This is a genomic window from Pseudomonas sp. Van50 (genome assembly GCF_055390755.1).
On the sequence record NZ_AP024343.1, the window covers coordinates 2,934,834 to 2,960,209 of the forward strand.

A 25,376-nucleotide genomic window follows, 5' to 3' on the forward strand; every position below is an offset into this window, starting at 1 on the left:
AAGTGAAGCATTTACTTAAGGATCCCACGCTGTGGCGTACCGGTGCCTACATCGCTGGAGAGTGGCTGACCGAGACGCCGAACGGCCAGTACACGCTGCGTAATCCGGTGGATCAATCGGTGTTGGCCGAGTTGCCACGCTGCGGTGAAGCTGAGGTTCGGCACGCCATCGACGCGGCGCATGAGGCCTTCGGCCCGTGGCGCCGCCTGACGGCTAAACGCCGTGGCGAGGTATTGCGCCGTTGGTACGAGTTGATGGTTGAACATCGTGAGGACATTGCCACGTTGATTACCCTGGAGGAGGGCAAGCCACTGGAGGAGGCGCGGGGTGAAGTCGATTACGCGGCGTCTTTCGTACGCTGGTTTGGCGAGGAAGCCACACGGGTGCGCGGTGATCTGATTCCAGGCGTAAAGGACACACAGCGCATTGTGGTACTGCGCGAGCCCATCGGGGTTTGCGCGGCGATAACGCCCTGGAATTTCCCCGCTGCCATGATCACGCGCAAGGCCGCTCCAGCGCTTGCGGCCGGTTGCACGATGGTCGTGAAACCGGCCAGCCAGACACCCCTGACCGCCCTGGCGCTGGCTGAACTCGCCCTGCGTGCGGGTGTGCCGGCCGGTGTTTTCAGTGTGATCACCGGCAATGACACCCGTGACATTGCCGGTGAACTCACGGCCAACCCGCTGGTGCGCAAACTCACCTTCACCGGGTCCACGGAAGTGGGCCGGCTGCTGCTGGCGCAAGCGGCACAGACGGTCAAGAAATGCTCCATGGAACTGGGCGGCAATGCCCCGTTCATTGTCTTCGACGATGCTGATCTTGATGCGGCGGCTGACGGTGTGATGTTGGCCAAGTTTCGCAATGGTGGACAGTCCTGTATCGGCGCGAATCGGGTGCTGGTGCAGGCAGGGGTCTATGACGCATTGGCCGAGCGCATCGTCGAGCGCATGGCACGCCTGAAAGTGGGCAATGGCCTGGAGCCGGGTGTACAGGTTGGGCCGTTGATCGATGACGCGGCGGTACGAAAATCCCAGGCGCTTGTCGATGATGCGCTGGCGCAAGGCGCTCGACTGCTGTCCGGCGGCAAGCCCCATGCCCTGGGCGGGTGTTTCTTCCAACCCACCTTGTTGGCCGATGTGACTCATGGGATGCGGGTCGCCCGCGAAGAGATCTTCGGCCCGGTCATGCCACTGGTGCGTTTCGACAGGGACGACGAAGCCATTGCGATGGCCAACGACAGCGAGTTCGGCTTGGCGGCATATCTGTTCAGCCGCGACGCGGCCCGTATCTGGCGCAACGCCGCCCGCATCGAATCGGGCATGGTGGGCATCAACTGTGGCTTGATTTCAAATGAGGTCGCACCCTTCGGTGGGGTCAAGCAGAGCGGTCTTGGGCGAGAAGGATCTCACCTTGGGATCGATGAGTTCCTTGAGGTGAAATACCTCTGCTGGGATGGCTTGGAAAACGTGTGAACCCACGTCTGCGGTTCATATGAACCGCAGTTCGCTTCATATGCGCGAGGCAAGTCAACCTCACTGCAAACTGCCCACCGCCATCGCGAGCAAGCTCGCTCCCACAGGTTTTTGTGTTGTGTCCAGATACCGTGAACACGCGCTGCCCCTGTGGGAGCGAGCTCGCTCGCGATGACGCCGGCACATCGAGCATCACTGCAAACTGACTCTCCGCCATCGCGAGCGGGCTCGCTCCCACAGGCGGACTGCGGGTGTTCAGCAATCGAACAAGCCTTCCCTCCGACACCCATCACCTCCTGCGATACCTCTGATTGTGGAAAGCGATTTCAGCGCTGATAGCCGATTCGATAGTCTCGTTGTCGATCCGGCATTGTCAGTCGGAACTTCATGAGTTTGCGGCATTGAGTCGATAGCGCTGCAGAGCTTGTCGGTGCGCCATGCAATGTCAGCCCGATTGAAATAAGAATAATTAGGAGAGCGTGATGATTGCAGCAGTCAGTAAGGTCCTGGTGATCGGAGGCGGGTTTTCCGGTATGACCGCAGCTATCCAGCTCGCCTCTCAGGGCGTCGAAGTGGACCTGGTGGAGATAGACCCTCTGTGGTGTCCCCTGGGGGCGGGTATTACGCTCAGTGGGCCCACGTTGCGGGCGCTGGATACGGTCGGGATTCTTGAGCGGGTGGCTGGGGAAGGGTATCTGTCGACCAATTTCGATGTGTTTTCACCGGCAGGCGACCTGATCGTGCAGTTGGCGCTTCGACCTCCGGTCAGCGATAAGCCGATACCCTGTGGCGGCGGCATCCTGCGCCCGGTGCTGGCTCGGATCTTTGCCGACAAGACGCGGGAGGTGGGCACTCATGTGCGCCTCGGCATCACGTTCGACAGCATCATCGAGCACGAGAATGGCGTTGAAGTGTCTTTCACCGACGGCACCGCTGGGCGCTATGACCTGGTCATCGCTGCCGATGGCGTGCACTCGCGGATGCGCAAGGAGTTTTTCCCGGAGGCGCCCTCGCCAAAGCCCATTCACCAGAGTGTCTGGCGCGCGGTGCTGAAGCGTCCGCCGGAAATCGTACGCCCCACGCATTGGCTGGGCCGCACCAAGGTCGGCGTCAATCCCATCTCCGAAACGCATATGTACATGTTCCTCATGGAAAACCGCGAATTTTCCGAGTGGATCGATCCGGCCAGTTGGCCAGGTGAAATGGCGCGTCTGCTGGGTGAGTTCCCCGCGCCGGTCCTGCAAGGGCTGGTGCCGCAACTGTACGAGGCGGGCGCCAATATCGACTATCGTCCGCTGGCCAATTTGCTGGTGCCGTTGCCATGGCATAAAGGTCGCATCGTGCTGATTGGAGACACGGTGCATGCCACCACGCCACATCTGGCGTCCGGGGCTGGCATTGGCATCGAGAGCGCCATCGTGCTGGCCGAAGAACTGCTCGCCGATAGCGATCTACAGGCTGCCCTGACGCGGTTCGAAGCGCGGCGTTGGGCGCGCTGCCAACTGGTGGTGGAGAACTCCGCGCGTCTGTGCGAGATAGAAAAGAGTGGGGGTGACAAGGAAGAGCATGCCCAGATCATGCGCGAGTCCACTGCGACGTTGGCCGAGCCTATCTGAGTCATCGGGACTCTTCGGCTGGATGCACCCTGCAAAAGAAGGTGTAGAGAGCGACCTTGAATCGCTTCAGCATCCAGTTCGAAGAGGGGGGAGGTCATCAATCTCTACTGGCACAAATCCAGGATGACGACTTCATTGACATAGACGAAAAAAGATTCAGACGACAGCACGACGCCCTCGTCTGAAAGCTGTTGGAACAGCGATCGCTGATACTGACGAAAAACAGAAAGATCGGCTTCATGTTCAAACCACAGGCTGGAAGTGCCTTCGTATACCGCTATGTCCGGCCCGAAATAAGACGTCACTCGGTCACCCTCGGGCAGGTATCTGGCGCGAACGTGCCTGCGCAGCGCTTTCTGGAAATCCGGGTATCGATTGGCAACAGCGTCGTGAGCTGAATCCCAAGCGGTGAAGAAGGTATCCAGTTGCACCGTTGGATTTTTTTTCAGGAAGACGATCGCTTTCCATGTGTGGGGGGCTGAACCGGTATTGGAGATCTCTACTTCATCCATCAACTGAGCGGCCTGTTTGGACAGGTCGGCGAAATTTTTTGCATCGGGTCCGACGGTTTGTTGGGTATAGGGATCGCTGAAGGTGTGGATCAAGCCTGACATATCGTCAAAAAATAATTCCGTGACGGAGTCTCGGTGAAATGTTTGTGTGTAGGCGCTATCGGAGTCCACCCCGAACGCCGAGTCGATGACATGGTTCTGCACGTATCGTTTGACACCTAGAGGTTTGACCCGGGCGATTTCTCCATGCTGGTGTTCTATATAGCTCAAGAACTCGGCATGAGTCATGCCGGGTTTCCGGCGTACGGCAGCTAGCATTTTAATCATGAGGGCACTCGCGTCTGGTCGGGGTTGATCACATCGAATACGGTTTTGGCGGGCTGCACTCACCGTAATTTTTTAGAAATAAAAGATAAGACCAAGACCGCCCTCGAAACCAATCAGTGTTTCTGCTGGCAGGTATCGCGCAAAAACATGCTTGACGGAGGGCCACAGACCACGAGGCTGTTTCCGGTCAGCCACATCGTCTGCGCAGTGCAGAGCTCACGTTCCCTCGGTCCGGCGAAGGACCTCCAGGCCTCAGTTGTCAGGAAAGGGCAACGACAGAAGCCAGGCGCTGAAGGCCTTCAACGCCGGCAGGTGTTGGTATCGGCTCGCATAGACAAGGTAATAGCTGCGTCCACTTTCCATCGGTTCAAACAGCGCAACCAGGTCGCCGCTCTTCAGTTCATCCTGGACCAGGATTTGTGGAACCAGCCCAATCCCGATCCCCGCCGACACGGCTTGGATCAGGTGGGCCGTGAGTTCGAAGCTCGGGCCGGATCGCATGTTGCGGTGGTCGACGTTGTGCTTGTCGAACCAGTCCGACCAGGCCCCGGACCTTGATACGACGTTCAACAAGGCATGCTCGGCAACGTTCGCCGGCGACATTGTCCGGTACTCGGGCAGTGCGGTCGGGCTGGCGATCACCACCAGCTTTTCCGTGAGCAACTGATGTGCAATGTAGCCAGGCCACTCCCCCGAGCCTGCGCAGATGATTGCATTCATGTCGTGGGTGGAGGATTGAACGTCTTCGCGGATGATCCTCGAATGTATGTGCACCAGCAGGTCCGGGTGCCTGGCATAGAATTCATGCATCCGCGGCAGCAGCCATTTGGAACCGAGGGTTGGCAGCACGGCCAGGTTCAATGGGCCGCTGTCGCTCTTGTAGGCGATGGCCTGCAACGTTGCGCTTCGAATACGCCCCAACGCGGCCGCCAGCTCGTGCTGATACAGCGCGCCGGCGGCGGTCAGTTCAATCTTTCGCCCTTCGCGGCGGAAGAGTTCGATTTCAAGTTGCGCCTCCAGGGTCTGCACCTGTCGGCTGACGGCGCTTTGGGTCAGTGCCAACTCTTCCGCGGCCTTGGTGAAGCTGCAATGGCGTGCGGCGGCCTCAAAGGCAACCAGCAGCGACATCGAGGGCGTCAGTCGTCTAGGGTTCATTCATAAAGCTCATGCAAAAACAGCAGGAATTACGTTTGCTCCGACCGTATAGGCAGGCAAGAATCATGAAACCTTATGCAGCTGCTCGATACGTTCTGTACTGAGCATACGTAATGTGAATGCATAGATTAGCTTTTCAGCCTGTAGGAATACATCATGATTGCCCGGTTATCGCCTCCTGAACCCCAGAAAGCGACCTATGACGCTTTTCTGAATGCGCTCCAAGTGGCGGGGTTCCAAGGCGAGATTGCCCGCGACCATGGCGACCGGACGGTATTGGCCACTGACAATTCCATCTACCAGCGCCTGCCTCAAGCGGCGGTATTCCCCCTGGATGAACAGGACGTGATGATCCTGGCACGCCTGGCCGCCGAACCCGCGCACCGTGCGGTCGTGCTCACGCCGCGCGGTGGCGGCACCGGCACCAACGGGCAATCGCTCACCGATGGTGTGGTGGTCGACCTTTCCCGCCATCTGAACAACATCCTGGAAATCAACGTCGAGGAACGCTGGGCCAGGGTACAGAGCGGTGTGGTCAAGGATCAACTGAACGCAGCGCTCAAGCCCTACGGTTTGTTCTTCGCCCCCGAGCTCTCGACGTCTAACCGCGCGACTATTGGCGGCATGATCAATACGGACGCGAGTGGCCAGGGGAGCTGCACCTACGGCAAGACGCGCGATCACGTGCTCGAACTTTCGACGGTGTTGCTGGGCGGTGATCGTCTCACCAGTTCAGCTGTCGACGCCGCGCTGCTATCGGCGCTGGTTGAACGCCAGGATCGGGTGGGGGAGGTCTACCAGTGCGCGTTGGACATTGCCGATACCCACGCCGAGCTGATCAGGGACACCTTCCCGAAACTCAACCGTTGCCTGACCGGTTATGACTTGGCCCATTTGCGTGAACCCGATGGGCGCTTCAATCTGAACAGCGTTCTTTGCGGCTCCGAAGGGTCCCTGGGCTTCATCGTCGAAGCCAAACTGAACGTCCTGCCTATCCCGACATACTCCATCCTGGTAAACGTGCGTTACGCCGGGTTCATGGATGCCTTGCGTGATGCAAAGGCGTTGATGGCAATGAAGCCGTTGTCGATCGAGACCGTGGACTCGAAAGTGCTGATGCTGGCGATGAAGGACATTGTCTGGCACGGCGTCGCCGAGTATTTCCCTGAAGACCCTGATAGGCCGACCCTCGGGATCAATCTCATTGAGTTCAGCGGGGATGACGAAGCGGCGGTTCAGCAGCAGGTTCATGAGTTCGTCCTGCACCTGCAGCGCGATACTTCCGTGGTCCGCTTGGGCCACACACTGGCCATCGGCGCCGATGCGCTCAAGCGTGTCTATGCGATGCGCAAGCGCGCCGTGGGGTTGTTGGGTAACGTCAAGGGCGAGGCCAGGCCCCAGCCGTTTGTCGAAGACACCGCTGTTCCACCCGAACACCTGGCGGACTTCATCCAGGCGTTCCGTGCGCTGCTCGATCGCCATGACCTGCAGTACGGCATGTTCGGTCACGTCGACGCCGGAGTCTTGCATGTGCGGCCGATCCTCGACATGAAGGACCCGACCCAGGCCGCCTTGATCCGGCCGATTTCCGATGCGGTCGCGGCCTTGACGCAACAGTACGGCGGACTGTTGTGGGGCGAACATGGCAAGGGCTTGAGGTCGCAATATGTGCCCGATTACTTCGGGGATCTGTACCCCGCGCTGCAAGCGCTCAAGGCGGCTTTCGATCCATTCAACCAACTCAACCCCGGCAAGATCGCCACCCCGAACACGCTGCCGGGCGCTCGATTGACCCGCGTCGATGAAGTGCAAATGCGCGGTGCCCTGGATCGCACCATCGATGAACGTGTCTGGCAAAGCTATGACACGGCGGTTCATTGCAATGGCAATGGCGCGTGCTACAACTTCGACCCGGACGACGCCATGTGCCCGTCCTGGAAGGCGACGCGCAATCGCATTCACTCGCCCAAGGGGCGGGCCTCGTTGATCCGGGAATGGCTGAGGTTGCAGGGCGAGCAGGGTGTCGATGTACTAGCGGCCAGCGAGCGGGTTCGAGGGGCTGGCGGGGCGCCGGGCGTTGCGCGCCGGGCCGTGAATAGCCTGGCCCGGAAGATGGGGCAGCCGGACTTTTCCCATCAGGTCTACGAAGCGATGAGTGGTTGCCTGGCTTGCAAATCCTGCGCGGGCCAATGCCCTGTCAAAGTGAATGTGCCGGAGTTCCGCTCGCGTTTCCTTGAGCTTTACCACAGTCGCTACCTGCGTCCCCTCAAGGACTACCTGATTGGCTCACTGGAATACACGGTTCCGTATCTCGCCAAGATGCCGCGGCTGTACAACTTCGTGATGAGTGCCCGGCCGATCCGCTGGGGGCTCGAACGAGTCGCCGGGATGGTCGATAGCCCGCTGCTCAGCCTGGTGGATTTTGCCGCCGTGTGCCGGCGCTGGAACGTGGAGGTGGCAACTCCGGAACGCCTGGAAGCGCTTAGTGCTGAGCAGCGTGAGAAAAGTGTCATCCTCGTTCAGGACGCTTTTACCCGGTTTTTTGAAACGCCATTGCTCGTTGATTGGGTGGAGCTGATCTCGAGGCTGGGCTACCGAGTCTTCCTGGCCCCGTACGCGCCCAACGGCAAACCGCTTCAGGTGCAGGGTTTCCTGAAAGCGTTCGAGAAGGCCGCCAGCTTCAACGGCCAGGCCTTGCTCAGCCTCCAGCAGCATCGAGTGCCATTGGTGGGCCTCGATCCGGCGATGACTCTGGTCTATCGACAGGAGTATGCCAAGACACTGGATAGCGGCAACGCTCCCCAGGTGATGCTTGCGCAGGAGTGGCTGATGGATGCGCTGCCGGAAGATGCAGCAGTGGAAGAGCGAGAGCCTTACCACTTCCTGCCCCATTGCACGGAAAAGACCAATGAGCCGGGTAGCATCGGGCAATGGCAGAAGATTTTCCAGCGCATGGGCCTGACGCTTCAAGTGCAGGCCAGCGGCTGTTGCGGGATGTCGGGCACCTACGGGCATGAAACGCGAAATGCTGGAACGTCCGACACGATTTACGGGCAGTCTTGGAAACCGCTCCTGCAGAAACTCAATCGGTCGGGCAGGGTGGTCGCCGATGGGTACTCTTGCCGCAGCCAGGTGAAGCGACAAGAGGGTGTCGCAGTGCTTCATCCACTGCAGGTTCTGTTGGCGCGGGTGAAAGGCGTGTAGGCCGGGCTCGGATAGTCACAGATCCCCTGTGGGAGCGAGCTTGCTCGCGAAGGCGGTGGGTCAGGCGATGAAATGTCGGCAGGGCGGGCCTCATCGCGAGCAGGCTCGCTCCCACATGGGTCTGGGCATGGCCCGAGCCTTTCGACAGGCACAGATCTTTCTGTGGGAGCGAGCTTGCTCGCGAAGGCGGTTGATCAGGCAATGAAGTGTCGGCAGGGCGGGCCTCATCGCGAGCAAGCTCGCTCCCACATGGGTCTGGGTAAGGCCCGAGCCTTTCGACAGGCACAGATCTTTCTGTGGGAGCGAGCTTGCTCGCGAAGGCGGTGGGTCAGGCGATGAAATGTCGGCAGGGCGGGCCTCATCGCGAGCAGGCTCGCTCCCACATGGGGCTGGGTAAGGCCCGAGCCTTTCGACAGGCACAGATCTTCCTGTGGGAGCGAGCTTGCTCGCGAAGGCGGTTGATCAGGCAATGAAGTGTCGGCAGGGCGGGCCTCATCGCGAGCAAGCTCGCTCCCACATGGGGTTGGGCACGGCCCGGCCTTGCGACTGGGTGAAGGCGTTGTCGAGGTCGCCTGGTCTCAGGACGCGTCCTGCTGATAGGTGCAACCCACGTAGAGATCGCTGTCCTTGTTTTCGGTGGAGACCACGCGCAGGGTCGCGCCGTTGTCGAGGTTGCGCTGGTAATCCACGTAGCCGTCGGTATCCAGCGTCTTTTCCAGTTTCAGGGCGCTGGCGAGCTTCTCTGCGTCGGCCTTCGGGTTGCCGCTTTTGGCCTGGAGAAAGAAGCTGAAGCGGTCGGTCATCACCAGGGTGGTCGATGACACGCCGTGCACCGTCAGCGCCGGGGAAGCTTGCCAGGCGCCACCGCCCCACGGGGTGTGCGCTTCATCCTTGGCTAGCGACACTTGCTCCGCGTCAACCAGGCCGTTGAACTCGCTCACCTGTTGCGCACTGGCCTGGCACTGCGCCAGGGCCTTGAACAGATCGCTGTGGCTCGGGCCGGCAGCCAAGACAGGGACGCTGGCCAGGCAGCCAGCCAGGGCGACGACACCAAGAGAGATTTTCATGAGGACATCCTTGTTCAGTTGGATAACAGGTGATGAGTGCCCGAGGTGAATGGCAACGGGCATCGGATAGGGACGACTTGCCCGGCTGCATACGGGGCTGGGCTGCGGTCGCAAGCTTGCCATCGCGGACGTGAATATGTCATCAGGATATTTTGGAAAAACTGGCGCTAAGAGCAGGCCATGGACGGATCGAGCCAGTTGCAGCCACTCACCCTGGAGGGCAGGTCTTCTGGACATCGGCAAAGCATGGCCGCCAAAGCCCCCTTTCTGGCCTCCCATAACCTCAACGCTGGAGTAGCGCTGCCGTAACGTGCACCTGACTGCGCGCGAAGGAGCGTCCTGATGAACCGTAGAACCTTTATGCTCGGCACCGCAGGAGTGGGTGCATTGATGGTCGGGGCGGGGGCGCTGTTGCGTCCGAGCGACCGGGGCAGTCCCTACACCGAGTACTTCCACGCGCTGAATCAGGAACTGAAGCTCCATGGGCCGATGCGGCCGGTGATGCTGATCGACCTCGATGGGCTCGATCACAACATCGATGTGGTCATGCAATCGGTCAAACGTACCGGCAAGCACTTGCGCCTGGTGGAGAAGTCCCTGCCGTCACCGGGGTTGTTGGCGTATATCGCCAAACGAACTGATAGCCAGCGGCTGATGTCGTTTCACCAGCCGTTCCTCAATCAAGATGCAGTGACCTTTCCCGAGGCCGACCTCTTGCTCGGCAAGCCTTTGCCGGTACGCTCGGCCGAGCTGTTCTACCAAGCCCACAAGGGCACCTTTGACCCTTCCAGGCAATTGCAATGGCTGCTCGACACCCCGCAGCGGCTGATGGATTACCTGGTGTTGGCGCAGGGGCTGGGCATCCGGATGCGGGTCAATATCGAGCTGGATGTCGGCCTGCATCGCGGCGGAGTCGCTGACCATGCGGTGCTCGGCGAGATGCTGAGGCTGATCAGTGCCCATCCTCAGCATCTCGAATTCTCAGGCTTCATGGGTTATGACCCGTTTGTCGGCATGGGCGTGCCCCGGCTCCTCGGTTCGTCCCAGGCGTTGTTCGACCAGGTGATGGTCATTTACAACGGCCATGTGAACTACGTACGTGAGCATTTTCCGGCGCTTTGGCACGACGGGCTCACGCTCAATACCGCCGGCAGCCCCAGCTACCGCATACATGAACAGGAGCGCTTGAGCAGCGAGGTCTCGGTGGGGACGGCGTTTCTCAAGCCGACCCATTACGACTTGCCGTCGCTGGCCGAGCATGTGCCGGCGGCCTTTATCGCAACGCCGGTGTTGAAGAGCACCGGGGCCGTCAATTTTCCCGCTTTGGATGACAAGTCCCGATTGTTCTCCTGGTGGAACCCGAATCAGCGCGGAACCTTCTTCATCTATGGCGGCAACTGGATGGCCGAGTTCGAGTCCCCTTCGGGGCTGCAAAGTAACGAACTCTATGGCCGCAGTTCCAACCAGGAAATGGTCAACGGCTCACCGGCCGTGGGGCTGAACGTGGAGGACCAGGTGTTTTTACGGCCGACTCAGACTGAGTCCGTGCTGCTGCAGTTTGGCGACTTGCTGGCCGTGCGCGGGGGAAAGATTGTCGAAACCTGGCCGGTGTATTGACTGGCGCTTCACCGGCGCAACCCTCCATCATGCTTGGCCGGCAAAGCGGTTTGCTCAAAGCTTGCCCCGCAACAGAAACAGCACCAGCGCGAGCAGGCAGGCCGTCGCCTGAATCCCACCCAGCGTCGTGACCGGTGCGAAGCTCAAGACCGAGGCCAGCCAGGTGGTCAGCGCAGCCGTGCCCATGGAGAGAAAACCCAGCAGTGCGGAGGCCATCCCGGCTTCTTTGCCGAAAGGGCCCATGGTGATTGCCGTGCCCAGTGGGTTGGCCAAACCCATGCCCCAAAGGAAGGTGACCATCGAAAGGGCATACCACCACAGCCCAGGCACGGCCGGACCTACCAGAAGCAGGCCTCCGCCGATCATGGCGCAGGCGATGCCCAGGAGCGTGATGACTCGAGTGCCATGACGATGGGCCAGGCGCGGGGCCGCCATGCCGGCTGCGAACACGACGAATACCGTAGAGGCGAAATACAGGCCGGTCTGCACCGACGTCAGGCCGATACCTTGCATCAGGATGGCGGGCGCCGCCGCGAACGAGGCGAACAGGCCGCTCATCAGCAGGCTCATTGAGAGGGCTGGAAGGATGAAGCGCTTATCCAGTACCAATCGGCGATAGGCGAGCACCACGCTCTTGGCCGAGTGGGGCGCCCGGCGATCGGCGGGATGGGTTTCTCCGAGGTCGCGCACGTAGAAAAACGCCAGTACCACGGCGGCCAGTCCCACCAGGATGAAGATGGCACGCCAGCCGAGCGTGACGGCCAGTACGCTGCCGGCCAACGGCGAAAATCCCGGTGCCGCGGCGGTGGCGATCATCGTCAGCGACAGGGCGCGGGCGAGCGTCTCGCCTTCGAACAGATCCCGCGCGATGGCGCGGGACAGCACCGAGGCCGCGCACACGCCCAGCGCCTGCACGATGCGCCCGGCGATCAGCACATCGAGGGTGCTGGCAAGGCCAGCGATGACGGTGCCGACCACGAACACCGACAAGCCGCCCAGCACCAGTTTCTGGCGCCCGTAGCGGTCGGCCAGTGGCCCGACCACCAGTTGGCCCAAGGCGAAGGTGATGAAGAAACTGGACAGCGTCAGGCCGAGTTCGCGAGCGGTTACGCCCAAGTCTTCACCGATCGCCGCAAACGCCGGGAGGATGATGTTGGTAGAGAGCATGCTGATCGCCGCCAGGCCTGCAAGCAGCGCCACGACTTTGCCGGTCAATGGTTGTGTGGAGGCGTGCGGTTGGCTAGCGGTAATCGCCAATGAAGTTCTGGCTTCCATACGTCATCTCCTGCGCGGGTGGAGGGCGTGCCTCAACCTGAGTCTGCGGCCCGTGGTGGTTCACATGATGGTCATAATATTCTGGCTAAATATGATGATCATCATCTCAGGCGTCAAGATAAATATTGGCGGTTCGAGTTTCGTCACAGGAATCACCTGCGCACTGTCTGCCACCGGACAGTTGATCAACACGGTTGTCACCATGCAGGCATTCCTGTTGATCGAATGCACATCTAACTTGTTGTAAGTAAAAGAATTATTACTTGGCACGAATTGTGTTGATAGAGCAGTGAGAAGCACTCGGAAGGGGTGCTGAATCTATCGAGCAGGAGTTCCCATGCCACGTGAAATTCGATTGAATGCCTTTGAGATGAACTGTGTCGGTCACCAGTCGCCCGGTCTCTGGAGGCATCCCAAGGATCGCGCCTGGCAGTACAAGGACCTGGATTACTGGACCGACCTGGCCAAGCTGTTGGAGCGCGGCAAGTTCGACGGCATCTTCATCGCCGATGTGATTGGTATCTACGATGTGCTCGGTGGCAATGGCGATGCGGCCATCCGCCAGGCGACGCAGGTGCCGGTCAACGATCCCTTGGCGTTGATCACGCCGATGGCGCTGGTGACCGAACACCTGGGCTTTGGCCTCACCGCCTCGTTGACCTTCGAGCACCCTTATCCCTTCGCCCGTCGCCTGTCCACGCTGGACCACCTGACCAAGGGGCGCATCGGTTGGAACATCGTCACCTCTTACCTCGACAGCGGGGCGCGCAACCTCGGGCAGAAGGCCCTGAGCGATCACGATGCGCGCTACGACTACGCCGACGAATACCTGGAGGTGCTCTACAAGTTGTTCGAAGGCAGTTGGGAGGAGGGCGCGGTGGTGCGCGACCGTGAGCGCGGCATCTTCAGCGACCCGAGCAAGGTCCACGAGATCCGCCACCAGGGCAAGCACTTCCAGGTGCCGGGCATCCACCTCTGCGAGCCGTCGCCACAGCGCACGCCGGTGCTCTATCAAGCGGGAGCGTCGAGTCGTGGCAAGGACTTCGCCGCCGGGCACGCGGAATGTGTGTTCGTTGCAGCGCCGTCCAAGGTGATCCTGAAGAAGACCGTGGCCGATATACGCCGGCGTGCTGCCGAAGCCGGGCGCGATCCGCGCAAGGTGCTGATCTTCAACTTGCAGACGGTGATCGTCGACGAGACCGACGCCAAGGCCCAGGCCAAGTGGCGGGAACTGAAATCCTACAGCAGCTACGAGGGCGCGCTGGCGCTGATCTCCGGTTGGACCGGTATCGATTTCGGTCAGTACCGGCCCGACCAGGTGCTCAAGCACATCCATACCAACGCCATCCAGTCGGCCGTGGAAACCTTCTCTACCGCTGACCCGGACAAGCAGTGGACCGTCCAGGAGCTGGCCGACTGGGTCGGTATCGGCGGCTTCGGCCCGTTGATTGTCGGCAGTGCGCAAACCGTGGCCGACGAGCTGCAGGCCTGGGTCGAGGACACCGATGTAGACGGTTTCAACCTGGCCTACGCCTTGGCCCATGAAACCTTCCGCGATGTGGTCGAGCTGCTGGTGCCCGAGTTGCAACAGCGCGGTGCGTACAAGACCGAATACCGCCCCGGCACCTTGCGCGACAAGCTGTTCGGCGACGGTCCGCGACTGCCCGCTAACCATCCTGGCGCCGGCTATCGGGACTTGAAGCGCCTCGCCCCGCGCAGCCACCTCGCTGAACCGGCCTTGGCCGCTGAGGAGTAAGCGCATGAGTGTCTACGAACTCAATTCGCCACTGCCCGACCGAGTCACGGACAACGCCCTGGCGGCCTTGCAACGCTGGGCCAGGGAACGACCGACGCAGATCGCCCTGCGCCATCGGCGCCTCGGTCTCTGGAAGGCCTGGCGTTGGATCGATGTGCAGCGCGAGGTCGAGCGTGTGTGCGATGGCTTGCGCCAGCAGGGCTTTGCCCCCGGCGCGCGGCTGGCACTCAGTGGTGCCTTCGAGCCGAGCCTGCTGATCCTGGCACTGGCCGCACGCCAACTGGGTGGGCACAGCGTGGTGATCGACCGCGACAGCCGGGGTGAGGATCTACAACGTCAGTTACGCCTGACCCGTCCGGCGTTCGCCTTTGTCCAGCGCCGCGAAAGCGTGTCGCACTGGCTGCAGTGCGGCCTGGATGAGGAGTGGCCGCTGCGGCTGTATTCGGCCCAGGTCAACGTAGCGAATCGTGGTCTGTGGCAGGTGCAGTCGCTGTCGGTGCTGTTCGTCACCGAGGCGCCGACCGCGCAACGCCAGGGCTGGGCCCAGGTCGCCGAGGACGCGGTGGTGTGGGTCGATGAAGGCACCGAGTGGCGCGATGGCCTGGCCCATTTGTTCAGTCGCTGGCTGGAGGGCGGTGAAGGCTTGGCGTTTCCGGAAACGCGCGAGTCAGCCAGTCGCGATCGTCGCGAGATCGCCCCCACAGCCTTGCTGCTGTCCGCCGTGCGAGTCGAATCCCTGGCGGCGGAAATCGAAGCTCGCCTGCCACTTCCAGGCAGTTGGCGCCGACGCCTGTGCGAATGGACCCTGGACGATCCGCGGCGTGGCCTGCGACGCTGGCTCAAGGCGCGGGTGCGGCACCTGCTCGGCTTCCAGCGGCTGCGCCGGATCGAAGTGCCGAGCGCGCCCGCAGACGCGGTGCTGCAAGGCCCAGCACGCCAATCGTGGTTGCAGGAGTACCTGGAGCGAGCGGCATGAGTGCACTGCTGGAGGTGCGCAACGTGTCGCTGTCGTTCCAGGGCGTGAAAGCGATTTCCGACCTTTCGTTCAGCGTCAAGCTTGGCGAGATCTGCGCGCTGATCGGGCCGAACGGCGCGGGCAAGAGTTCGCTGCTGAACATCCTCAACGGCGTCTACCGGGCCGACGCCGGCCAGTTGTTCTTCGCCGCCGAACCGTTGCGCCGCCCGCATCCGCTGAAGGCGGCGCGACTCGGTATCGGTCGGACGTTCCAGAACAATGCGCTGTTCAAGAAAATGAGCGTGGTGGACAACCTGCTCACCGGCCTGTCGCGCTTCCAGCGGACGTTTTTTCTCGAGCAGGCCTTGGGTTTGCCGCGTGCCCGGCGCGAGGCGCGGGCCTTCGCCGAGCGTGCCGAGCGGGTGCTGGAATTTCTCGAGTTGCAGGCTTGGCGCGACGTCGCCGTGGGCAGCCTGGCCTACGGCCTGCAGAAACGCGTGGAGCTGGGCCGGGCATTGATCGCGCAGCCGACGCTGCTGTTGCTCGACGAGCCGATGGCCGGCATGAACGCCGAGGAGAAACAGGACATGAGCCGCTTCATCGCCGATATCAATCGTGATCTTGGCACCACGGTGATTCTCATCGAGCACGACATCCAGGTGGTCATGGGCTTGTCCAGCCACGTGGTGGTGCTGGACTACGGACGCAAGGTCGGCGACGGCACGCCGGCCGAAGTCCAGGCCAATCCCGATGTGATCGCTGCCTACCTGGGGACGCCTCGCTCATGAACTTCTTTCTGGAAACCCTGATCGGCGGGCTGCTGGCCGGCACCTTGTATTCGCTGGTAGCCATCGGTTTCGTGCTGATCTACAAGGCCAGCGGCGTGTTCAATTTCGCCCAGGGCGCCATGCTGTTGTTCGCCGCGCTGACCTTCGTCAGTTTGCGCGAACAGGGCCTGTCCTTTGCCCTGGCGTTGCTCCTGACGGTGTTGGTGATGGTCGTCGGCGCGCTGTTGATCGAGCGCCTGGTATTGCGGCCGTTGGTCAACCGTTCGCAGATTACCCTGTTCATGGCCACCCTCGGCCTGTCGTTCATCATCGAAGGCCTGGCCCAAGGCTTGATGGGCGCCCAGGTGCGCGCACTGGACCTGGGCATCGAGGACGTCCCGCTGTTCGTCGGCGAGATCATGATCAGCCAGTTCGACCTGATCGCCGCCGGGGTGTCCGCGCTGACGGTGGCGGTGCTGGCCCTGCTGTTCAACAAGACTCGCATCGGTGTTGCCCTGCGCGCCGTGGCCGACGACACCCGTGCAGCGCTGTCGTTGGGCATCAACCTCAACCGCATCTGGCAGATCGTCTGGGCCGTGGCCGGGGTGGTCGGGCTGGTCGCCGGGCTGCTCTGGGGCGCGCGCCAGGGCGTGCAGTTCTCGCTTTCGCTGGTGGTGCTCAAGGCGCTGCCGGTACTGATCATCGGGGGCTTCACCTCGATTGGCGGGGCCATCGTCGGCGGGCTGATCGTCGGTGCCGCCGAGAACCTCGCCGAGGCCTATATCGGCCCGCTGATCGGCGGCGGCATCACGCCCTGGTTCGCCTATTTCCTCGCCTTGATCTTCCTCTACATCCGACCGGCCGGCCTGTTCGGCGACCGGATCATTGAACGGGTATGACGCCATGACCGCTACTGTTCCGCGCCTGACTGCCAGCTTCGACGAGGCGCCGCTGACCCTGGTGCGCCGGCGTTGGCGGCCGGGCCTGCTGCTGTTGCTGCTGGTGGCCTTTGTCGGCCTGCCGTGGCTGGGCAACGACTATTGGCTCAACGCGATCCTGATTCCGTTCCTGGTGCTGTCGCTGGCCGGCCTGGGGTTGAACCTGCTGACCGGCTACACCGGCCAGACGTCGGTCGGTGCCGCCGGCTTCATGGCGGTGGGCGCGTTCGCCGCCTACGGCCTGCTGCTGCGCGTACCCGGATTGCCGTTGCCACTGGCGCTGATCGGCGGTGGTTTGATCGCCGGGCTGGTGGGGTTGCTGTTCGGCATCCCCAGCTCGCGGATCAAGGGCTTCTACCTGATGGTCACGACGCTGGCCGCGCAGTTCTTCCTGGAGTGGGTGTTCGCCAAGTTCCCCTGGTTCTACAACTACGCCTCGTCCGGCACCATCAGCGCGCCACGCCTGGAGCTGTTGGGCCATAACCTGACCACCCCCGTCGGTCGCTACCTGTTGACCCTCAGTTGCGTGGTGCTGCTGACCTGGATAGCGGCCAACCTGGTGCGCAGCCAGGTCGGCCGTAACTGGATGGCGATCCGTGACATGGACACCGCTGCCGCCGTGATTGGCATTCCAGTGGAACGCTACAAGCGCCTGGCCTTCGCGGTCAGTTCGTTCTACCTGGGCATCGCCGGGGCGCTCTGGGCGTTCGCCTACCTGGGCACGGCCAGTGCCGGCAGCTTCGACATCAACCGCTCGTTCCAGATTCTGTTCATCATCATTATCGGCGGCATGGGCAGCATCGCCGGCAGCTTCATCGGCGCGGCCTTCATCAGCCTTGTGCCAATCCTGCTCAGCCATGCCGGGCTATGGCTGTTCAACGGCAACGTCGACGCCGGGCAATTGCAGAACCTGCAGAAGGTGCTCTTCGGCGGTCTGATCATCTGGTTCCTGATCAAGGAACCGGAAGGGCTGGCCCGCCTGCTTGGCGACTTGCGCGAACGCATCAGGGTCTGGCCGCTGCGGTTCTGAGCGCCGACCCACGACCCAACAGACCTTGACCCGACCCAGGGAAAGGAGGTTTCCAACACTGCACAAGAAGTACAGACCATGCGTAGAACCTTGCCTCGCCTCCTGTTCGCCAGTCTCTTCGTGGCTGGCGTCCAGGCCCTGCTGCCGACCATTACCCAGGCCGCCAGCAACCAGCAATTCATCCCCATGGCCACTTACCGGGTCGGCGCCTACGCCTCCAGCGGCATCCCCTGGTGGGCGGGGGAAATCGACTATTTCCGTTACATCAACGAGGTCGAAGGTGGCATCAATGGCGTCAAGCTGGTCTGGCAGGAGTGCGAGACGGAGTGGAACGTCGACCGTATCGTCGAGTGCTATGAACGCTACAAGGGAGGGCTCGACGGCGCGCCGACAGCGTTCTTCTTCACCCACAGCACGCCGGGTTCCTACGCGCTGATGGAGAAGGGCGCGGCCGACCGGATCCCGCTGATCGACGGTGCCGGCGGGCGTACCGAATCCACCGACGGCAGCGTGTTTCCCTACGCCTTCCCGTTGCTGCTCAATTACTACGGCCAGGCCTCGGTGGGCATCAACTACATCGCCGAGCGCGAGGGCGGTTTCGACAAGCTCAAGGGCAAGAAGATCGTCACCGTCTACCACGACTCCGCCTATGGCCGCGAAACCCAGGCGCCGATGACGTTGCTGGCGCAGAAGTACGGTTTCGAGAACATCCAGATTCCGGTGGCCGATCCAGGCAACGAACAGTCCGCGCAATGGCGCCAGGTGCGGCAGATCAAGCCGGATTGGGTGTTCCTGCGGACCTGGGGCGTGTCCACGCCGGTGGGGATCAAGACGGCGGCGCGGTTCGGCATCCCGGTCGATCGCATCATCGGTGATGTCTGGGCCGGTTCCGAGGCCGACGTGATCCCGGCGGGCCCTGCCGCCAAGGGCTACCAGGCGCTCGCGCCGTTCCCGGGTGGCGATGGTTTCGAGATCCACAAGCGCTTGCGCCAGTCCATCCTCGACACCGGCAAGAGCGACCTCAAGGACCGCAGCTATTTTGGCAAGGTCTACTACAACATCGGCCTGATCAATGCGGCCATCGCGGTCGAGGCGCTGCGCACGGCCCAGGCGAAGTTCGGCAATCGCCCGCTCAACGGCGAGGAAGCGCGCTGGGGCTTCGAACACCTGGACATCGATGCCGCACGACTCAAGGCCAGTGGTTTCGAAGGGCTGTTGCCGCCGCTGAAACTGTCCTGTTCCGACCATGAGGGCGGCGGTGCGGCGCGTGTGCAGCAGTGGGATGGCGAGAAGTGGGTGTTGGTGACCGACTGGGTTCAGGCCGACCGAGCCACGCTGCGCCCATTGATCGAAGCCAAGTCTGCCGCCTACGCCAAGGAAAAGGGTATTACCGCGCGTGATTGCGCCAGCGAACAGTGAGCCGCCGTCGATAACTGTCGCTCGGCCGCCTTCGCGCGGTCGGGCACTCAAGCCGAGAAGATAATCATGCATGCAACCCTCAAACGTCGCCTCGCCGCCATCGGCCTGGCACTCGGCGCCTATACGGCGCTGGTACCGGCTGCCCAGGCGGCCAACGAACAGTTCTTCCCGCTGGCCACCTACCGGGTCGGCGCCTATGCCTCCAGCGGTATTCCGGTCTGGGCCGGAATGATCGACTACCTGCGCTACATCAACGAGGTGGAAGGTGGCATCAACGGCGTCAAGCTGGTCTGGCAGGAGTGCGAGACCGAATGGACGGCGGAGAAGGGCATCGAATGCTACGAGCGCTTCAAGAACGGTCTCAATGGCGCGCCGGTGGCGGTCTATCAGCCCAACGGCGCCCCGGCTGCCTACGCCCTCGCGGACAAGGCCGAGGCCGACAAGATTCCCTTGATCACCCTTGGCTATGGCCGTACCGAAGCCACCGACGGCAGGGTGTTTCCCTATAACTTCCCGGCCATGCTGACGTTCTACAGCGAGGCCTCGGCGTTCATCAACTACGTGGCCGAGCGCGAGGGCGGGCTGGACAAGCTCAAGGGCAAGAAAATCGCCACCGTCTACCACGACTCCGCCTACGGCCGGGAAACCCAGGGGCCGCTGGCGTTGCTGGCGCAGAAGTACGGCTTCGAGAACATCCAGATCGCGGTGGCCGACCCGGGTAACGAGCAGGCCGGGCAGTGGCGCCAGGTGCGGCAACTCAAGCCGGACTGGGTATTCCTGCGGACCTGGGGCGTGTCCACGCCGGTGGCGATCAAGACCGCGGCACGTTTCGGCTACCCGGTGGAACGCATCGTCGGCGACATCTGGGCCAGCTCCAACGAAGACGTGCTACCGGCCGGTGAGGCGGGCAAGGGGTATCTGGCATTGACACCCTACCCGGGCGGCGCCGACTTTGACATCCACCAGCGCATCCGCCAGCACATCCTCGATACCGGCAAGAGCGACCTCAAGGATCCGAAGAGTTTTGGCAGCGTCTACTACAACTCCGGCCTGGTGAATGCCGCCATTGCCGTCGAAGCGATCCGCACCGGGCAGAAGCATTTCGGCAACCGGCCGCTCAACGGTGAGGAAGGTCGCTGGGGCCTTGAGCATCTCGATCTCAACGATGCGCGCCTCAAGGAAATCGGTTTTCTTGGGCTGATGCAGCCGCTGCGGTTGTCCTGCAGCGACCACGAGGGCGGCGGGGCGGCCAAGGTGCAGCAGTGGGACGGCCAGCAGTGGAACCTGATCACCGACTGGGTCCAGGCCGACCGCGCCACGTTGCGCCCGTTGATCGATGCCAAGGCCGCCGAGTACGCGAAAGAGAAGGGCGTGACCCCTCGCGATTGCGCGGCGCAGTGACCCTGCACACGGCTCGGCAAATCGAAACGCAACCGGGTGCGACTGCGCCCAAGGAGTAAACCATGACCATTGCGGCCCTTGCGGGCACCGAAAGCAGTGAGTTGCTGGCGGTGCAAGACATCGAAGTGATCTACGACGGCGCGATCCTCGCCGTGGCCGGGGTTTCCCTGCGGGTCGGGCAGGGCGATATCGTTGCCCTGCTCGGTGCCAACGGTGCGGGCAAGAGCACTACGCTCAAGGCCATTTCCGGGCTGGTCCAGGCCGATCGGGCGCAGGTCAGTCGTGGGCGGATTGTCTTCCAGGGACAGGACACCGCGGGGGTTGCGGCCAATCTGCTGGCACGCCAGGGCATTGTTCATGTGCTGGAGGGGCGGCATGTGTTCGCCCACCTGACGGTCGAGGATAACCTGCGCAGTGGCGGTTTCCTGCGCAAGCCGACGCGCCGGGAGCTGGACCACGATCTGGAGCGGATCTACGCCTGGTTCCCACGGTTGAAGACCAAGCGCAAGACCCAGGCCGGGCTGACCTCGGGCGGCGAGCAGCAGATGCTTGCCATCGGCCGGGCCTTGATGACCCAGCCTCGACTGGTGCTGCTCGACGAACCCTCGATGGGGCTGGCGCCGATTCTCGTCGAAGAGATTTTCGCCATCGTCGCGCAGCTCAATGCCCAGGAGGGCGTGAGCTTTCTGGTGGCCGAGCAGAACATCAATGTCGCCCTGCGCCATGCCAGCTACGCCTACATCCTGGAGAACGGGCGGGTAGTGGGCGAGGGCGACGCCACTGAGCTGGCGGCGCGGGAAGACCTCCAGCATTTTTACCTGGGTGGCAAGGCTCGCTGAGAGAGGCGCAACGCAACTGTTCGCTGGGCAACAGTTCATCGACAGTTTGCCGCTCACGGGGCTTTCAAACGTACTTGGATTTATCTTCAAGGCATTGAATATAAAGCGTTTTTAATGTTGGTACGGGCTGTGCTTTAGCGCTGGATGAACCCGTTATGCATGGAGTAGCACATGACCGACTCACCGTCTTTCGATCTGCCTGGACAGGCCCATCCGGCGCCGCGCAGTCCGGCCCACATCATCCGTAGCGACGCCGAGGCCATCGAGGTGGCGCAGCGCCTGGCCGAGGATTTCGCCCGCGAGGCGGCCTTGCGCGACCGCGAGCGACGGCTGCCCTGGGAAGAGCTCGAACGTTTTTCCGCGAGCGGGCTGTGGGCGATCCGCGTGCCGAAGGCCTACGGTGGCGCCGAGGTGTCCTATGCGACCCTCAGCGAAGTGATCGCGATCATTTCCGCTGCCGATCCGTCCCTCGGCCAGTTGCCGCAGAACCATTTCGGTGTGCTCAGCAACCTCAGCCTGACCGGCAGCGAGGAGCAGAAGCGCCGCTACTACGCCAAGGTTCTGCAAGGCTATCGTTTCGGCAACGCCTTTTCCGAAGCGCGCAGCCAGTACGTCACCACCTTCCAGACGCAGATCCGCTTCGACGGCGACACGGCCGTACTCGACGGCGAGAAGGCCTACTGCACCGGTGCGTTGTTCGCCCACATCGTGCCGGTCGCCGGGGTGGACGAGGCGGGGCACGTTCATATCGCCCTCGTTCCACGGGATGCCGCGGGCCTGACGGTGATCGACAGTTGGGACGGTTTCGGTCAGCGCATCACCGCCAGCGGCCAGGTGCGCATCGAAGGTGTACGGGTACCGGCGAGCGACGTGGTGCCGGCCTGGAAGGCCTATGACCAACCCACCTCCGACGGCCCGATCTCGCAAATCATTCAGGCTGCGGTGGACACCGGCATTGCCCGTGGCGCCTTCGCCGAGACCTTGCGCGTAGCACGCCAGGCGCGCCCGTGGGTAGACAGCGGGCTGCAACACGGCTGGCAGGACCCGCTTGGCCAGGCGCTGATCGGTGAGTTGGCCTGGCGCCTGCAAGCGGCCGACGCGATTCTGCGTCGCGCGGCGCACGCGGTCGACCGGGCTGTCGCCGAGCCCAGTGAGGAACGGGTTGCTGAAGCTTCGGTGATTGTCGGCCAGGCCAAGGTGCTGTCCACCGAAATTTCCCTGGAGGCTTCCAGCCGTCTGTTGGAGTTGGGCGGCACCCGCAGCGTCTCGGCCAGCCAGGGGCTGGACCGGTTCTGGCGCAATGCGCGGACCCACACCCTGCACGATCCGGTGCGCTGGAAGTATCACTTGGTCGGCAATCAACTGCTCAACGGCATCAAGCCACAACGTCATTCCTGGAACTGAGGATCGCCCATGTCCAACTTACATTCCCAAGGCCGTAGCGACCTGGCCCATGCTCGGCATGTCGAGGTGGCGCTGATCGACTATCTGCGTGCGCAAAGTGCCCGCCACGAAGCGCTGGTGATTGCCGCCGTCGGCGAACTGCGCATCCGCATCGACGCTGCTGACGCCTTGCTGGAGTACGCCGATGAGTCCCAGTCGGCTGCCATTGCCTTTCGCTTGGCTGCCGCCGAGGCGGCGCGCCTGGCGGGTGACGTGTACTTTGAACTGGCCGGCCGAAGCCTGCCGCGGCCCCTGCCAGACAGCGCCGAACCGGCCTTGCTGACCCAGCGCCGGTTGCTGGGCGACCACTACCTCAACGGCGCCGCGTTGGCCGACGAGCAAGAAGGGCGCCTGGCTGCGGGATAGGCAATGGATCGTGATGAAATCGGGGAGTGCCGGAGTGCTCCCCGGGTTGTTCGCTGAAGATCACCTGGCGTTTCCTGCGGTTCGGTTTGAATTGCAGGAAACGCTCCCCGGGGAACAGAACCGACGCCGGCTCAGGCCAGCCCGAATACCCTGCGCGCGTTACCGTGGAAGAACTTCTCCAGCACCTCGTCTTTCAGCCCCAGTTGCAGGGCGTCTTCGATGCTTTGACGGATCGGTCGGAAGGTGTAGGACGAGCCGAATAGCAACTGGTCGGCCAGGTAGCCGTTGGCCGCTTGCACGTAACCCTCGCTGCCCGGCTGGAACAGGTACATGTCCGGTACCAGATGAATGTTTTCAAAGCGGAAAGCAACGCCGAGGGCCTGCTGAACGTTGGGCCAGTAGCCGTGGTAGACGACGATCGTCAGATCCGGGAACGCACGGGCCACGGCTGCCAGGCGTGCCGGGTCGTTGTAGCTCGGGTCCGGGGTGGTCGGCCCGCTCATCAGGAACAGCGGGATACCACGCTTTTGCAAGTGCTCGTAGAGCGGCCAGTACAGCGCATCGTCAGGGTGCCGGGCCGGCTCGGCGAAGCCCGGTTCCAGGTCGATGCCGGCCAGGCCCAGGTGATCGATCGCCCGGTCTATTTCCGCCAGGGCGCCTTCGATTCCTTGTAGCACCGGCTCTACCGAGCCGATGCCGATCAGCTCGTCGTGACCCCGAACGATTTCGTGGATGCGCTCATTCGGCAGGTGCTGGCTCGGTGTGTGGCGGCCCACCACCACGGCTTTGTCCAGCCCGGCGTCACGCACCTCGGCGAGAAAACCCTCCGGTGTCAGCGAACGTTCGAAGTGATCGTCCGGGCCGCGAGTGCCGACGCGCCGGTTGAGCCAGCGCGTCACGGCGTGTTCGGGCGAGCCCGGGACCCCGCCGAAGAATGGGTGCAGGTAGGCTGGGCGACAACGCAGGTCGATGACGTTCATGCGACTTTCTCCTTGCCGGCGCGGACGTCGAAGGCGCCGCCAGTGAAGGCGCCTTCCACGGTGACCTTGCCCTTGCCCGGCAAGAGCGGGAACACCAGTTCGGCGAAGCGATAGGCTTCTTCCAGGTGCGGGTAACCCGAGAGGACGAAGCTGTCGACGCCCAGGTCGGCGTATTCGAGCAGACGTGCGGCGACGGTTTCCGGATCACCGACCAGTGCAGTGCCGGCGCCACCGCGAACCAGGCCGACACCGGCCCAGAGATTGGGCGCCACTTCCAGCTTGTTGCGGTCGCCGCCGTGCAACGCGGCCATGCGCCGCTGGCCTTCGGAATCCATCTTGACGTAGTTGGCCTGGGCGGCGGCAATAGTGGCGTCGTCGAGGTGGCTGATCAACTCGTCGGCAGCGGCCCAGGCGGCTTCGCTGGTTTCCCGCACGATCACGTGCAGGCGCACGCCGAAGCGCACGCTGCGGCCATGCCTGGCGGCACGAGCGCGCACATCGGCGATTTTCTCGGCCACGGCCGCCGGCGGTTCGCCCCAGGTCAGGTAGGCATCGACATGCTTGGCTGCCAATTCATGGGCGGCCTCTGATGAACCGCCGAAGTACAGCGGCGGGTGGGGGTGTTGTACGGGCGGGAAGAAGTTCTGGGCGCCACGCACTTTCAGGTGCTTGCCGTCGAAGTCGACGGTTTCGCCCTGAAGCAGGCGGCGCCAGATGGTCAGGAACTCATCGGAGGCGTCATAGCGCTCGTCGTGCGTGAGGAACACACCGTCGGCTTCCAGTTCGGTGGCGTCGCCGCCGGGTACGACGTTGAGCAGCAGGCGGCCACCGCTGGCCTGGTCCAGGCTGGCGGCCTGGCGCGCCGACGCCGTGGGGTTGCCCAGCGAGGTGCGCAGCGCCACCAGCAGCTTGATGCGCTGGGTCACCGGAACCAGGCTGGCGGCGGTCACCCAGGGATCCAGGCAACTGGCCCCGGTGGGGATCAGCAAGCCATCGTAGCCGAGTTGATCGGCGGCCACGGCGATCTGGCGCATGTAGGCATTGGTCGCCGGTCGGCCACTGTCGGAGTGTCCCAGGTAACGAGTGTCGCCGGAGGTGGGAAGGAACCAGAAAATATCCAGGCTCATGAGGTTCGGTCCTTGTGCGGTTGGGCGTATGGAAGGGCGCATGGGCCCTTCCGGCATCGCAACGCTTGGCGTATTGGGGCGTTGTCGGTCGCCCACGGGGGCGCCGCATC

General features: G+C 62.6%; 21 protein-coding genes. 14 read left to right on the forward strand and 7 right to left on the reverse strand.

The features are described from left to right. Positions 1-2: 2 nt before the first annotated feature. Both ACZ5M5_RS12890 and ACZ5M5_RS12895 read left to right on the forward strand, forming a co-directional pair. Positions 3-1,472: an NAD-dependent succinate-semialdehyde dehydrogenase gene (locus tag ACZ5M5_RS12890; protein ID WP_464739151.1), complete on the forward strand. Its 1,470-nt coding sequence runs from the start codon at positions 3-5 to the stop codon at positions 1,470-1,472. Positions 1,473-1,954: 482 nt separating this feature from the next. Next, positions 1,955-3,088 carry an FAD-dependent oxidoreductase gene (locus ACZ5M5_RS12895; RefSeq protein WP_464739152.1) on the forward strand — a complete coding sequence of 378 codons (1,134 nt, stop codon included), beginning with the start codon at positions 1,955-1,957 and terminating at the stop codon, positions 3,086-3,088. 104 nt (positions 3,089-3,192) lie between these two features. On the opposite strand, the gene ACZ5M5_RS12900 is transcribed toward ACZ5M5_RS12895, so the two are convergent. Both ACZ5M5_RS12900 and ACZ5M5_RS12905 read right to left on the reverse strand, forming a co-directional pair. Then, positions 3,193-3,888, reverse strand: coding sequence for an EthD domain-containing protein (locus ACZ5M5_RS12900; protein ID WP_464739153.1), 696 nt, complete (start codon positions 3,886-3,888; stop codon positions 3,193-3,195). Positions 3,889-4,179: 291 nt separating this feature from the next. Further along, positions 4,180-5,082, reverse strand: coding sequence for a LysR substrate-binding domain-containing protein (locus tag ACZ5M5_RS12905; RefSeq protein WP_464739154.1), 903 nt, complete (start codon positions 5,080-5,082; stop codon positions 4,180-4,182). A gap of 156 nt (positions 5,083-5,238) precedes the next feature. Between ACZ5M5_RS12905 and ydiJ the strand changes: the two genes are divergently transcribed. Then, positions 5,239-8,286: a D-2-hydroxyglutarate dehydrogenase YdiJ gene (ydiJ, locus tag ACZ5M5_RS12910; protein WP_464739155.1), complete on the forward strand. Its 3,048-nt coding sequence runs from the start codon at positions 5,239-5,241 to the stop codon at positions 8,284-8,286. A 578-nt stretch (positions 8,287-8,864) separates the two neighbouring features. Here ydiJ and ACZ5M5_RS12915 read toward each other — a convergent pair. Beyond that, positions 8,865-9,353: a hypothetical protein gene (locus ACZ5M5_RS12915; RefSeq protein ID WP_060742787.1), complete on the reverse strand. Its 489-nt coding sequence runs from the start codon at positions 9,351-9,353 to the stop codon at positions 8,865-8,867. Positions 9,354-9,764: 411 nt separating this feature from the next. Between ACZ5M5_RS12915 and ACZ5M5_RS12920 the strand changes: the two genes are divergently transcribed. Next, positions 9,765-10,970 (forward strand): DSD1 family PLP-dependent enzyme, encoded by a 1,206-nt coding sequence (locus ACZ5M5_RS12920; protein WP_464739361.1) that lies wholly within the window; start codon positions 9,765-9,767, stop codon positions 10,968-10,970. Between the two features lie 54 nt (positions 10,971-11,024). Here the strand turns inward: ACZ5M5_RS12920 and ACZ5M5_RS12925 are convergent, their stop codons facing one another. Together ACZ5M5_RS12925 and ACZ5M5_RS12930 are read right to left on the reverse strand one after the other, a co-directional pair. Next, positions 11,025-12,245 (reverse strand): multidrug effflux MFS transporter, encoded by a 1,221-nt coding sequence (locus ACZ5M5_RS12925; protein ID WP_464739156.1) that lies wholly within the window; start codon positions 12,243-12,245, stop codon positions 11,025-11,027. A 60-nt stretch (positions 12,246-12,305) separates the two neighbouring features. Next, entirely contained in the window at positions 12,306-12,449 is a 144-nt protein-coding gene (locus tag ACZ5M5_RS12930; RefSeq protein WP_464739157.1) for a hypothetical protein, read from the reverse strand. Between the two features lie 133 nt (positions 12,450-12,582). Here ACZ5M5_RS12930 and ACZ5M5_RS12935 point away from each other — a divergent pair, with 133 nt between their 5' ends. The 10 genes from ACZ5M5_RS12935 to ACZ5M5_RS12980 all read left to right on the forward strand — a co-directional run bounded on the left by ACZ5M5_RS12935 (position 12,583) and on the right by ACZ5M5_RS12980 (position 23,159). Next, the gene (locus ACZ5M5_RS12935) at positions 12,583-14,001 is read left to right on the forward strand and encodes an LLM class flavin-dependent oxidoreductase (RefSeq protein WP_060742784.1); all 1,419 of its coding nucleotides are present in this window, start codon (positions 12,583-12,585) and stop codon (positions 13,999-14,001) included. A gap of 4 nt (positions 14,002-14,005) precedes the next feature. Then, a complete protein-coding gene (locus ACZ5M5_RS12940; RefSeq protein WP_060742783.1) occupies positions 14,006-14,977 on the forward strand; it encodes an AMP-binding protein in 972 nt (323 codons plus the stop codon). Continuing rightward, positions 14,974-15,744, forward strand: a complete 771-nt coding sequence (locus ACZ5M5_RS12945; RefSeq protein WP_060742782.1) for an ABC transporter ATP-binding protein — start codon at positions 14,974-14,976, stop codon at positions 15,742-15,744. Before ACZ5M5_RS12940 ends, ACZ5M5_RS12945 begins: the two co-directional genes overlap by 4 nt. Then, the gene (locus ACZ5M5_RS12950) at positions 15,741-16,622 is read left to right on the forward strand and encodes a branched-chain amino acid ABC transporter permease (RefSeq protein ID WP_060742781.1); all 882 of its coding nucleotides are present in this window, start codon (positions 15,741-15,743) and stop codon (positions 16,620-16,622) included. The genes ACZ5M5_RS12945 and ACZ5M5_RS12950 overlap by 4 nt, the downstream gene beginning before the upstream one ends. Before the next feature lie 4 nt (positions 16,623-16,626). After that, positions 16,627-17,691, forward strand: coding sequence for a branched-chain amino acid ABC transporter permease (locus ACZ5M5_RS12955; RefSeq protein ID WP_103308156.1), 1,065 nt, complete (start codon positions 16,627-16,629; stop codon positions 17,689-17,691). Between the two features lie 78 nt (positions 17,692-17,769). After that, entirely contained in the window at positions 17,770-19,110 is a 1,341-nt protein-coding gene (locus ACZ5M5_RS12960; protein WP_060742779.1) for an ABC transporter substrate-binding protein, read from the forward strand. Positions 19,111-19,176: 66 nt separating this feature from the next. Beyond that, positions 19,177-20,511, forward strand: a complete 1,335-nt coding sequence (locus tag ACZ5M5_RS12965; RefSeq protein ID WP_060742778.1) for an ABC transporter substrate-binding protein — start codon at positions 19,177-19,179, stop codon at positions 20,509-20,511. Between the two features lie 62 nt (positions 20,512-20,573). Next, positions 20,574-21,350 carry an ABC transporter ATP-binding protein gene (locus ACZ5M5_RS12970; protein WP_464739158.1) on the forward strand — a complete coding sequence of 259 codons (777 nt, stop codon included), beginning with the start codon at positions 20,574-20,576 and terminating at the stop codon, positions 21,348-21,350. Between the two features lie 171 nt (positions 21,351-21,521). Further along, positions 21,522-22,754: an SfnB family sulfur acquisition oxidoreductase gene (locus ACZ5M5_RS12975; protein WP_464739159.1), complete on the forward strand. Its 1,233-nt coding sequence runs from the start codon at positions 21,522-21,524 to the stop codon at positions 22,752-22,754. A gap of 9 nt (positions 22,755-22,763) precedes the next feature. Then, complete coding sequence (locus ACZ5M5_RS12980) at positions 22,764-23,159, forward strand: hypothetical protein (protein ID WP_060742775.1); 396 nt, start codon at positions 22,764-22,766, stop codon at positions 23,157-23,159. A 131-nt stretch (positions 23,160-23,290) separates the two neighbouring features. Here the strand turns inward: ACZ5M5_RS12980 and ACZ5M5_RS12985 are convergent, their stop codons facing one another. Next, on the reverse strand, positions 23,291-24,139 hold the full coding sequence (locus ACZ5M5_RS12985) for an amidohydrolase family protein (RefSeq protein ID WP_464739160.1): 849 nt from the start codon (positions 24,137-24,139) through the stop codon (positions 23,291-23,293). Beyond that, positions 24,136-25,266, reverse strand: a complete 1,131-nt coding sequence (gene ssuD / locus ACZ5M5_RS12990; RefSeq protein ID WP_060742773.1) for an FMNH2-dependent alkanesulfonate monooxygenase — start codon at positions 25,264-25,266, stop codon at positions 24,136-24,138. Before ssuD ends, ACZ5M5_RS12985 begins: the two co-directional genes overlap by 4 nt. Positions 25,267-25,376 lie beyond the last annotated feature (110 nt).